Genomic DNA, 10,457 nt, shown 5'->3' on the forward strand with positions numbered 1-10,457 from the left:
GTGACGCAGGGCAGGAGGTACGCGATCTCATGGGTCGACAGTCCGGCGTCGAGCAGCCTTCTGATCTGGTTCACCGTCAGGACGGCGTCGTCGGCACGCCTCCGGAAGATCGCGCCCGCCGCGCAGAAGGCGGCCGGCGAATGAGCGACCAGAGCATGCAGGTCCACCCCGCGCAGGGCGCACTGTTCCCGCTTCCCAAGCCCCCCGTCGTCATCGACTACGCCCGCCCCGACGGCGGCTCCCTGATCGACGAGGACTTCGACCGTCGCCAGGAGATCGCCCGAGCCGTCTCCAGCCTCCCCTCTCATCGTGGAAAGGTGGCCGTCCCATGCCGCTGAGCGTGCCGCTCGTTCTGGCCCCGGGACACCCCGACAAGCACTTCACCGTCCACGTCCACCGCGTCCGCTGGGGGGGGCGGCGCGGTCTCCGTCCCGCTGGCCGCCGGCCACGTCGCGACCCTGGAGGCCAACGCGCGCAGGGGTCTGCGTCTCGTCTCCGAATGCGTCGCCGGCGAGCTGGCCGACGCCGACGTCGAGGTCATCGAGCACTCGGTCAGGGCGGAGGCCGTGGCCCGGATGCTGTGCGACAAGAGCATCTGCGCCGCAGTCGCCGAGCACTATCAGCGCGACGCCGACGAGGAGATCGAGGCCGGGGCCGCCCTGGAGTGGGCCATCCGCCAACTCACCGACCAGAACGTCGAGCTTCTACGACTGCGGGACGAGTTGGAGCGAGCGACGCCCGGCAAGACGCTTCCAGAACTGCTCAACACGATGCTGGCCGCCCATCAAGAGCGCGGCGGAGCTCCGCACCAAGTTGTCCTGGTGGTGGATGAGTTCGCGTGCCTCGTCCCCGAGGGCGGTCTGTTCCCCGGCATGACGATCAAGAAGACTGTGGCGCGGATCGAGCGGCTGATCCGCCAGGGCCGCAAGCCCTACCCGTTTGGCACGGCCGGCGGCGAGGAGAAGTGACGCCGTGTCCGGGAGACGCGCACAGCGCCCGCATGACCCCGATCGAGGTTCCCCTTGGCCGAGCTGCCGGGCCTTCTCCAAGACCGTGCACGCCAAGCTCGACAGTTTCCTCGCCCTCGCCGAGCCATGGGCTTCCCGTTACGCGCCCGCACTGGCCCCCGCTCTGGTCGCCGAGCTCAACGAAGATCTGAGCATCGGCGCCCCGCTGGAGCGCCTCCGCATCAGAAACCCTTCGTGAGCAGCGGGCCCTGCGACCGCTGACCAGACCGGTGGTTCCCGAGCACGGACACAGAACGAGTTCCCGGACGAGTCAGGCGCAGGCCATGGAGATCACCGTCAAGGGATACGGACGTTCTCCAGCTCCGCGAAGCTGACGGAGGGCTGCGGGGCTTCAGGTGTGGGCGCGGAGGACGAGGAACGTCGCGTCGTCGAGCTCGTAGCGCATGACGGTGTCCCACCCGTCGCGGAGGCGGGCGATCTGCGGCCGGGTCATCTGGCCGCGCTGGGGGATGTGCTCGTCGCCGGTCGGGGCGACGAGGTAGAGGCAGCCGCCGGGCTTCAGCCAGCGGCGGCGCAGGTGGAGGAGCCACCGCTCCGGGCGGGCGAGGAAGGCCAGGACGGCGCGGGCGACCACGACGTCGACTCCGCCGGCGGGCAGGCCCGGCGGGTCACCGGCCTCCAGGTCGTGGAGCACGTAGTGGAGGCCCGGCCCGTGGCCTGCGCGGAGCGCCAGGTCGAGCGAGGCTGGGGAGAAGTCCAGCCCAGTGACCGTGTACCCGAGGCCGTGCAGACGGCGGCTGAACTCGCCGGCGCCGCAGCCGGCGTCGATCGCGGTGGCGCCTCGGTGTCCGGGCATGTGGCGGGTGAACCTGGCCATCTCCGTGGCGCTGATCTTGGGGATGAGGCCGTCGGCCGCCCACCTGTCCCATGCCTGCCGAGCGGGCGGTCCGTTCGTCACGGCCGGCGCCCCTGCGGTCTGATTCTGCTCAGCGGCGGCATACATCGAGGGGAGCCTTTCGTCGGGGACGGGGTTTGGTCGAGGGCTGCGGCCGGCCGCCGCTCGGCGAGGGCGGCCGGGGCCCTGCTCCCGGCGCCGACGGGGGACGGCGCTCGCCTGGGGACCGGGGCCGCTTCCTCCGCCGGAGGCGTCCCGGGACCGGCCCGTACCCCGGGGCAGCGAAGGGCACGGTGGTCGCGGCGGGAAGCGGAGGAAGCCGGCTGGCGGGTCGTCTCCACGGAGGAGCAGCTGGGTGGAGACGGCCGGTTCAGGAGCGGGGCGGCACTGCGACGATGAAGGCTGCAGTCCCAGCTCCGCCGCAGCCGGTCGGATGCCTGATCGCGTATCGCGAGCGGGGTGAGCGCGTCGTCACGGTCGCTGCCTCCATCTCAGTTCTTGAGCGACGGCGGCCACGATGCGCGGGGCAGGTCACGCCGCCTCCTTGAGGTGTTTGAGGGTGCTCAGGCGCTCGAGGAGTTCGTTGACGGACCAGGCCATCCTGCGTAGGCGCCCGACGGCCTTCATGTGGTCGCCGGGCATGTCCTCAGTGTGCACCGTGCGGGCCTGCTGGGTCAGCCGGCCTGCTTCAGGGTCCTTCTGGTCGGCCTCGGTGGCGACGGCGATGCCGACGAGCTGCGTCAGGCGTCTGCGGAGCCGTTGGGCGAGGACCTGGAGGTCTTCCTCGCGTGGCGTGACGTCGTCCAGTACTGCGCCGACGTCGTCGAGGAGGGCGTCGCCGTCGTACGGGTCCCACCGCTGGCATTTCTCTAAGGTGGCGCGTAACGCGTCGGCGTCGATCGGCGGCTGCCATGCTGGGATCGGTCGTCTCCGTCGACCGACTGCCGCCGGGGCGGTCACGACCGCTCGCTCGGCACGCTGAGACGGCACCAGGTCGTCGCGCCGGCGTCGGTGGTCCCCCACGTCCCGCCGCGCCCCGCCGCCAGAGCGTCGACGAGGGCGAGGCCCCGTCCGGACTCGGCGTCGTCGTCCTCGGCCTTCTGGGCGGCGCAGCCCGGCATGCCGTCGCGCACGGCGATGTGCAGAAAGCCGTCCCGAACGGCCACGCTCAGGCTGATCTCCGTCGCGCCGCTGTGCAGCACCGCGTTGGTGAGCAGCTCGGAGACGATCAGCATCGCGTCGCCCGTCATCTCCTGGAGCCCGCAGTGCCTGAGCCGCGCGGCGGCGATCCGGCGCATGACCCCTACGCGGCACGCGTCCTCGGCGCGGGGAGAAGCTCCGTCGCAGCGGGGGGGCGACCTTGAAGCGCTCGCTCATCACGTCCCCGCCGCGGCGGGAAGTCCGTGCGGCTGTCGTCGTCATCACATCCTCACGGGCAGGAGTGGAGCGGGCGCAAAGGACTTGCCGCGACGCCTGCTTGCTTGCCGTGCAGTCAGGTAACCGCCGCGCTGGAGCTGGTGGGGATGCCGTATCGGCAGTGAGCTGCTCGCAGGCCTCTGCCGTTTTGACCTTCTCTTGACTCTTCGCGGCTGTAGCGGCTCATAACGTTCCGCCATGCCGGGGACACGGAACGCCGCGCTCGCAGCGTGGCTGCACGAGCACCAGATGCCGGTCGGGGAGCTGACCTCCCTGGTCAACACGGTTATAGGGGACCTGACGGGCCGATTCGGGACGGTCCATGACCGGCACGTGTTCAAGCTGCTCAGTGGGGAGCACCGGTCGCCCAACTCCGTGCTTCGTGCGGCCCTTGAGAGGGTGACAGGCCGGACAGCCGCGGAGTTAGGCTTCGTTGCTCGGGGAAGCAAGAACCCAAGGCTCTCCCCAGCACCCGAGGACGACCCCGTGTATCGACGCGCTTTCCTGGCCGCGGCCGCTGCCGCCGGTGCTTCGCTGACCGCGCCTTCCGCCGCGCAGAGGCGGCTTGGATCTGTCGACGTGGACCGGATGAACGCCAAGCTGGCGGCCGTCGTCAGCATGGACGACAAGTACGGGGGGACGCAGGATCTCCAAGAGCACGCCGCCGCGCTCGCCGACGAGACCGTGCGTCTGCAGAACACGCACACGGCGTCCAGCCGTATCCGGTCGGAGATGTACGGTGTCGCAGCAGCATTCACGGCGAGCGCCATGTGGGCCGCCGTCGACGGTCGGCGCCTCACGGAGGCGGAGCCCTTTCTCAACAAGGCCGTCACGCTCGCCGGCCTGGCCGACGACCGCGCCGTGCTCTACCGCGTGTGGGGCCACGCCGCGATCATGTACCGGCACCTCGGACGCCCCGCCGACGCCGTCGCCGCAGGCGAAGCCGCCCGGGCCACGTCCATCACCCGCAGCGACCCCCTGTACGCCTCGCTGGCCATGGCACGACTGGCCACCTTGCACGCCGACTCAGGGGACTCGCGCGGCGCCCTCCGCGCGATCGGGCTCGCACAGGCCAGTATCGACCGTGCCGACCAGACCAAGCACCGCCCGCCGTGGATGGGCTTCTACGACCAGGCCGAGCTGGACAGTCTGGCTGCCTTCGCCTACCTCCGGCTCGGAAGATGGGAGGACGCCGAGCACCGCGCACACCGATGCCTCGCCGGACTGCGGCCTGGCCTCGAGCGGAACCACGCCCTGACGTACGCCAACCTCGCTCTGGCCCAGCTCGGCCAGGGCGACGTCGAGCCGGCCGTCGCGGCAGCCCGGACTGTGCCACACGGGCTGGCCCGACACGGCCGCGTGGCCGTGCTCCTGAACGACTTCACCGCCCGGCTCACGGCCCTGGCGCCGCGCAGTTCCGAGACCGCCGCGTGGCTCGAGCATCGGAGGGCAGCCGCATGAACGGAACGATCGCCTACCGCCGGACCAGCGACGTCACGGAGGTACGCCAGCTCATCGTGGACGTCCACGTCGAGGTGCGCGGGGAGTTCGGGCTGATGGACCGGCCGTTCTACCACCCTGACCGGTTCGACGAGCGGCTGACGGCGTACGCGTCCCGTCCCGGCTGGGAGGCTGTCGTCGGATACCACGGCGAGGAACCGGCCGGGTACGTCTTCGCCGTGCCCCTCGACGAGAACACCAAGTGGTGGTCCGCGGAGCAGGAACCGCTCCCAGCCCAGTACGCGAATGAAGACGGCAAGCGCACTCTCGCGCTCAACGAGATCCTCGTCCGCCGCCCGTGGAGGGGCGCCCACGGCCAGGGAGCCGCCCGAGCCCTCCACGAGGAACTGCTGTCCCAGCGCCAGGAGCAGCGCGTCACCCTCCTGGTCAATCCGGCCCTGTCCGACGGACGCCTCAAAGCCGTCTACGAGTCCTGGGGATACCAGCAGATCGGCCGTCAGCAGCCCTTCGACGACTCGCCGGTCTTCGCGACGATGATGCGGGACCCCCTGCGCCAGTAGCCGACGCGGACACCCGACGCGTCATTCCTCCGTCACCGCCGCAGGCGATGGAGAGGCGCGACGGCTCGACGAGCCGTGGGGGTGCCAGAGCATCGGGACCGGTCAGCCGTCTTTCGCGTCCCCCGCGCTGACCACGATGATCGCCCCACCTGCCTCGCCGCCGCGCCTACCTGACTCGAGCGACGGTGACGACGGAGCGGGCGCGCCGTCCAGAGCCTCCACGACGTCGCCCTCGTCGACGACGCCGACGCGTCAGTGCGGCTTGTTCCATAACCTCCTGTGTTCTGTGACAGCCCCGCAGTTGGACCGCCCGAGATGTTGCCCGGGGTGTTCATGCTTCTATGCGCAGCCAGGTGTTGCCTGCGCGGAGCCAGAGGGAACCGTCGCGGCCTTGGCCGCAGTGCATGACGACTCGACCGCGCAGCCTTAGCCGACGGCGGCTGGTCACTGCCCAGGTGGTGCCGTTGAGCTCGGCGCGTATGAGTTCAACGGACCGCTTGTTGTGGTCGCGGCGGGTGAGTACTGCCCTGTTGTCGCAGACCGCGAATCCGTCCGGGGCGGGGACGGGGCTGGGGTAGCTGGCGATGTCGCCGGTGGCCGGAGTGATCCGTGTCAGGAAGGTGCCGCCGCTGCCGCTGCCGGAGTACCAGACGAGCCATACCTGTTCGTTCTCGGTCGCGGCGGTGCAGCCTTCCAGCGGGTGGTCGGGCAGCCGGCCCTCGGGCGTCCAGGAGGTCCGGCCCTGGGTGTCCCAGCCCGCGAGGCCCGCTCCCGACTCGGGGTGGCCGCCGTAGATGCCCTCGTCGCCGTAAGCCGTCCAGATGCCTCCGTGGACGTCGGTGACCAAGGCGGGAATGTCATCACCGACGCAGAACTCGGCCTCAGGCGTCCCGGCCGGGGAGAACACCACAGCGTTGGACGCCCAGGGCCCTTCGGTCTCGTTGCGGAACGTGCGCCCGCTCACCAGCAGGAATCGAGAATCCGGAAGCAGGGCCAAGTGACTGGGCCGAATCCGGATGTCCTTCACCACGATGCGCCGCTCCTCCCCTCCCGTGACGATGACCAGCTCACCCGTGAACGGGACTTGCGGCCCCCACCCGATCCACCCCTTGATGTAGCGGGTGCGATCAAGGTATTTCCGGTGGACCAACAGGACCGCAAGCTCCCCGGCGGGACCGACGCTCCACCAAAGGGCTCGGCGCCCCCGCATCGCGTCAGCAGCGGGAAGCCGCCACACGTTGTGTATCGCGGCATCGGAACCAGCAGGCAGGGGGCGGAGATTCATCGGCAGTCGCCTCTAGGACTCCGGAGCCGAGCAGCCCGAAGAGCACTACCTTACAGGCCCCTACCAGTCGGGCTCCGGGGGCGATTCGTCCGGCGGCCGAGGAGGGGGCCGTCGCCGTCCTGGAACCGCATGCCCACGCCAACTGCACTCTTCTGGCGAGCCATCTCGTCGGCCTCGGCCGAGTCAAGGACGCTGTGGCGCTCCTTCAGCAGCGCGAATCCGAGCCGGTCTCGCCTGTGGCGCTGCATCTCGCAGTCGCGGATGCGCGAGGGAGGTTCCGGCGGTCGTCGCCGGACGGTGCGGCACCGGGGACCAGCGCGTTCGGCCCGCACCGAGGGGTGCGGGCCGAACGGGCGAGCAGTGCGGGCCCGTTGGGGGGCGGGCTAGGCCGGGGCGGGGGGCTGTGACAGGGCTCGCCAGCCCGTTCGGGCGTCGCTGCGCAGCTGTGCTGTCGCCTCGTGGCAGGCCCCTCGAAGGTATGCCGCGATCAGGTAGGCGGTCATTCGCTCGGTGCGGGCAGGGTCGGGCTTGTGCGGGAGGGGCAGGATGTGCGCCGGAGGGACGAGGCCGAGCCGGACGTACGCTTCGATCAGCGACCAGCAATCGTCGCTGCCGCGGTGCTCGCTGTCGGCGAGTGCGAGGCCGTCCTCCAGGCCGTCGGCGAGGCCGCTGAGCAGGACCACGGGCAGATGGGCGATGGCGTCCACGACCCGGTCCACAGCGCCGGGGTCGTCGGGGTCCAGCAGGTCCTCGGGAAGCCCGAAGTACTCGTTGCGGGCGGGCTCCTTGCCGCCGTGCGCGGTATAGGCCTCGCGCCAGTCGGGGACCTTCTCCCGGCCTGCCTGGACCTCGCACGGGTCCGTGTGCTCGCCCGAGATGCGCACCCGGCCCAGCCAGCCGGGCGGTCGCAGCAGACGCACGGGAGGGAGTCCTTCCTCCGGGCAGCCGTGCCAGGCGGCACGGGCGACGGCGCCCGTGCGGCGGAGCAGGCGGACTGTGCGGGGCGCCAGCCCGGGTACGGGGCGGCGAGCTGGTGTGGTCGTCGGCATGACGCCTCGACTCCTCAGGTAGGCGGGAACCCCGGTACGAGGGATGTCTCGTGCCGGTCGCCGGGAGCGGGCTTCAGGCCCGGGGCTCGACCGGCTTCCGCTACCTTCGGGGGCTTGCGGGCAAGCACCGCAACCCTCGACCTCTGAGAGGCGCGTGCGGCTCGCTGCGGTCCCGTGCCTCGTGCTGCCGAATCGAAGGCACCCTCTGGCTGTCCGTCCGTTTCGGACGACAGCCGGAGGGCGCGCCGGTGACCTGGGCGCGACGGCTGGCGTCTAGGGACGCTCGTCGCCGCGCTGGTTGTCCCGCATGTGCGCCCGGAACCTGGCGAGTTGGGCCGATCGGGTCTCCGGCTTGACTTCGAGGAAGCCTCCGCAGGTGCAGGCGACGGAGCAAGGGCCCTCGAGCGGCTCGATGATGACGGTGTGGCCGGGACGGAACTCGGTGTCCTGCGTGGCGGTCGAGGAAGTGGGCATCGGTGGGCTCGCTTTCTGAGGTTGACGGTGAGCTGAGGGGGTCGGGTGCTGGCCGCCGAGGATTGCAAGACATGGATCGGCGGCGGCCGGCCCAGGGCGGCGGCGCAGGGCGTCGCGACGTCGCCGGGCGACGGGGTCGTCGAGCGCGTCGAACATGCGGGCTGCGCCGACGACGGCGTTCAGGGTGGCGTCTTCTTTGAATATGGTGGCCGACTCGTCGCTCCAAGGGCCGTGGGCCGTATAGATCTCTGGCAGTGGGAGGTCGAGGGCGAAGCAGACCCGGGTGGCCAGGAGATCCAGTCCGGGCCGGCGAGGACGCAGGGGAGTCTTTGATCTTGTGGTCGGTGCGCCCCCCTTGCCGACTCTGCTGGGACCGAGGGCGCGCGCCCCTGTCTCTACGACGTGCCCCGGCCGGAACTGCCCGAAAGCCGGCCCTGATCGGCTCGGCCGGGCCGGGTGCGATTCCGTAGCGCGGCGCGCCGAGGGCCTGCCTCCGGGTTCGGTCAACAGCTTCACGGCCGGGTTGGGCGGGTGCACGGCGGCGTCCGGCCTGCCGGGGCGGCGGCGGCCGCCCTCGGTTGGCCGGGCGGCGCCCCCGGATGGGTGGCAGCTCTGGTAGGGGATGAGTCGTTGCCAGCTGGCCCTGGAGGTGGAGGGGCTTCGGGTGGCGACCGTGGGGAAGGTAGAAGGCTCGGGGGCAAGCCCCGCAAGCCGACGGGACGTCATGGGGATCGTGGGCTCAGGGGGGCGACGGACTGAGGGAGCCGGTGACCGCGCGATTCGAGGCTCGCCTGACGCGGCCGGCCTGCAGGAGCGGGGGCCGGCCAAGCGGATCTCGTGCCCAGGCCCGGCGCCTCCGCGTGGGCAGTGGTTCCCGTAAGGCGGTGGAGGCGATGGACGCCGGGTCCCGTTCGGGACTCGCACCCCTCATACACCGATGTCGGCGAGTTCGGTCGCAGACCGATCGCCGATTGCCCTGGGCTCCAAACCAGGGCGGCGAGACGATGCCCGTCAGCGGCTTTGCGGTGAACCGGTTGGTCGATCCCGTGTCTCCGACGGCGTGATCCACCCGGGCTCTGCGCCCCGGAGGGGCCAAGTCAGCACCTTGATGAGGATCTCTGGATTCGGCCAGGGCTACTCGTCGCCTCACTTACTCGGATCCTCAACCGAGAGGGGAGCGAGAGAGAGCGCCTCGCAGGTGATGAGCCGGGGCCCGCCCGACCGTGGAGTGTGCGGGCCGTGCCGAGCCGTCAAGGACGCCTTCGGCGGCGCTACGCGCTGGGCTTCGCCCATCCTGGACTGCCCGCCCCGTCCCTGGACCTGGCTGGCTATCGGGCGGCCCCTCCCTTGCGCCCGGCCGCAGGTCAAGTGGCCTACGGGTGGGGAGATCCAGAGAGCAGGCGTGTGGTCACCCCCGAGCAGCGGGTGGCCGAATTCAGGGAGCGCCATCAACCTGCGAGTTCTCCATACTGGTGGGTACTCCGTCGACCCCCGGGAGGCTTTCCGTTCCTCGGGTTCTTGGACGGTGGCGGAGACCGCTGTCTGTCGGCACATGACGAGACGCCGCTGGCCAGCTGCCATGTTGTGCGTCGTGGATGCCGAGGACGCCTCCGGCCTGCGACCGCGAGGACTGCACGGCCCGGCACGCGGTCGACTGCGGCGTCAACCGCCTGACGAGCCGGGAGGTGGCCACCCGGTCCGACGAGCTCGCGGTCCGCTTCGAGGCGACCGTCCTCATGGCCGCGATCAGCGAATGGCTGTGACCTGCCGGAGGCGTCGGTCCCACATGTCATCCTTGCCGCGGTCAGTTCGGCAGGGTGAGGGGAGACAGAGCGATGGGGGCTGCGTACTACCGCGCCGACAGCGAGAACGGCGACCACATCGACGACCCGTCCGAGGGCGCGCTGTCCATGCTGATCGACGACCTCAACGACTCGGACAACAACTTCGTCGTCATCCAGCCCGACGAAGACGATCCGGCCTGGTTCACCTCCGTCGCGGTCCTGGAGGAAGGCGGCTACGAGGTCGTGCGACGCGACATCACCCGTCGCGAACACGACGTCGCCACCGAGACCGGCATCGGCCGGATCGCCCGCGACCTCACCATCTGGATGGCCGCTCGCGACTTCCCCGGACGGCCCAGCAAGCACGCCAGCAACTTCTAGAGCACGCCGCCCTCGTTCCCTCTCACCGAAGCACGGGCTGCTGCAGGGGTTGCCCCGCGCAACGTGCGAACTGGGCGCGGGGCAACCTGGTGTCGGCGTACAAGTGAACGCGCACCACTGCGTACGGATGAAAGTGCACCGTTGTTGATGCGGTGGGGTTGGTGTCGCGCGAGTCTTCTGTCGT

The 10,457-nt window shown here is 70.7% G+C and carries 14 protein-coding genes; 8 read left to right on the forward strand and 6 right to left on the reverse strand.

Going from position 1 to position 10,457, the window contains the following annotated elements; translation table 11 throughout:
- Window positions 1-155: 155 nt before the first annotated feature.
- The 3 genes from AB0M39_RS39810 to AB0M39_RS39820 all read left to right on the forward strand — a co-directional run bounded on the left by AB0M39_RS39810 (window position 156) and on the right by AB0M39_RS39820 (window position 1,206).
- Window positions 156-338, forward strand: coding sequence for a hypothetical protein (locus AB0M39_RS39810; protein WP_365373429.1), 183 nt, complete (start codon window positions 156-158; stop codon window positions 336-338).
- A 228-nt stretch (window positions 339-566) separates the two neighbouring features.
- Window positions 567-968 carry a hypothetical protein gene (locus AB0M39_RS39815; RefSeq protein ID WP_365373432.1) on the forward strand — a complete coding sequence of 134 codons (402 nt, stop codon included), beginning with the start codon at window positions 567-569 and terminating at the stop codon, window positions 966-968.
- An 85-nt stretch (window positions 969-1,053) separates the two neighbouring features.
- Window positions 1,054-1,206: a hypothetical protein gene (locus AB0M39_RS39820; protein WP_365373435.1), complete on the forward strand. Its 153-nt coding sequence runs from the start codon at window positions 1,054-1,056 to the stop codon at window positions 1,204-1,206.
- A gap of 153 nt (window positions 1,207-1,359) precedes the next feature.
- Here AB0M39_RS39820 and AB0M39_RS39825 read toward each other — a convergent pair whose 3' ends face one another.
- The 3 genes from AB0M39_RS39825 to AB0M39_RS39835 all read right to left on the reverse strand — a co-directional run bounded on the left by AB0M39_RS39825 (window position 1,360) and on the right by AB0M39_RS39835 (window position 3,161).
- Complete coding sequence (locus AB0M39_RS39825; RefSeq protein WP_365373438.1) at window positions 1,360-1,926, reverse strand: class I SAM-dependent methyltransferase; 567 nt, start codon at window positions 1,924-1,926, stop codon at window positions 1,360-1,362.
- A gap of 468 nt (window positions 1,927-2,394) precedes the next feature.
- A complete protein-coding gene (locus AB0M39_RS39830; RefSeq protein WP_365373441.1) occupies window positions 2,395-2,823 on the reverse strand; it encodes a DUF6415 family natural product biosynthesis protein in 429 nt (142 codons plus the stop codon).
- On the reverse strand, window positions 2,820-3,161 hold the full coding sequence (locus tag AB0M39_RS39835; RefSeq protein WP_365373443.1) for an ATP-binding protein: 342 nt from the start codon (window positions 3,159-3,161) through the stop codon (window positions 2,820-2,822). The genes AB0M39_RS39830 and AB0M39_RS39835 overlap by 4 nt, the downstream gene beginning before the upstream one ends.
- Before the next feature lie 697 nt (window positions 3,162-3,858).
- On the opposite strand from AB0M39_RS39835, the gene AB0M39_RS39840 reads away from it, so the two are divergent.
- Together AB0M39_RS39840 and AB0M39_RS39845 are read left to right on the forward strand one after the other, a co-directional pair.
- On the forward strand, window positions 3,859-4,740 hold the full coding sequence (locus AB0M39_RS39840) for a Tat pathway signal protein (protein WP_365373446.1): 882 nt from the start codon (window positions 3,859-3,861) through the stop codon (window positions 4,738-4,740).
- Window positions 4,737-5,300: an N-acetyltransferase gene (locus AB0M39_RS39845; protein WP_365373449.1), complete on the forward strand. Its 564-nt coding sequence runs from the start codon at window positions 4,737-4,739 to the stop codon at window positions 5,298-5,300. Before AB0M39_RS39840 ends, AB0M39_RS39845 begins: the two co-directional genes overlap by 4 nt.
- Before the next feature lie 331 nt (window positions 5,301-5,631).
- Here the strand turns inward: AB0M39_RS39845 and AB0M39_RS39850 are convergent, their stop codons facing one another.
- The 3 genes from AB0M39_RS39850 to AB0M39_RS39860 form a co-directional block, all read right to left on the reverse strand.
- Window positions 5,632-6,450 carry a hypothetical protein gene (locus AB0M39_RS39850; protein WP_365373451.1) on the reverse strand — a complete coding sequence of 273 codons (819 nt, stop codon included), beginning with the start codon at window positions 6,448-6,450 and terminating at the stop codon, window positions 5,632-5,634.
- Between the two features lie 518 nt (window positions 6,451-6,968).
- A complete protein-coding gene (locus AB0M39_RS39855) occupies window positions 6,969-7,505 on the reverse strand; it encodes a hypothetical protein (protein WP_365373454.1) in 537 nt (178 codons plus the stop codon).
- Window positions 7,506-7,907: 402 nt separating this feature from the next.
- Window positions 7,908-8,108 (reverse strand): hypothetical protein, encoded by a 201-nt coding sequence (locus AB0M39_RS39860; protein WP_365373456.1) that lies wholly within the window; start codon window positions 8,106-8,108, stop codon window positions 7,908-7,910.
- A gap of 45 nt (window positions 8,109-8,153) precedes the next feature.
- Here AB0M39_RS39860 and AB0M39_RS39865 point away from each other — a divergent pair, with 45 nt between their 5' ends.
- The 3 genes from AB0M39_RS39865 (at window position 8,154) to AB0M39_RS39875 (ending at window position 10,273) form a co-directional block, all read left to right on the forward strand.
- On the forward strand, window positions 8,154-8,441 hold the full coding sequence (locus AB0M39_RS39865; RefSeq protein WP_365373459.1) for a hypothetical protein: 288 nt from the start codon (window positions 8,154-8,156) through the stop codon (window positions 8,439-8,441).
- A 1,262-nt stretch (window positions 8,442-9,703) separates the two neighbouring features.
- The gene (locus tag AB0M39_RS39870) at window positions 9,704-9,871 is read left to right on the forward strand and encodes a hypothetical protein (protein WP_365373462.1); all 168 of its coding nucleotides are present in this window, start codon (window positions 9,704-9,706) and stop codon (window positions 9,869-9,871) included.
- Window positions 9,872-9,943: 72 nt separating this feature from the next.
- A complete protein-coding gene (locus tag AB0M39_RS39875) occupies window positions 9,944-10,273 on the forward strand; it encodes a hypothetical protein (protein ID WP_365373464.1) in 330 nt (109 codons plus the stop codon).
- Window positions 10,274-10,457: the final 184 nt, after the last annotated feature.

Source organism: Streptomyces sp. NPDC051907, assembly GCF_040681075.1.
Lineage (GTDB): Bacteria > Actinomycetota > Actinomycetes > Streptomycetales > Streptomycetaceae > Streptomyces.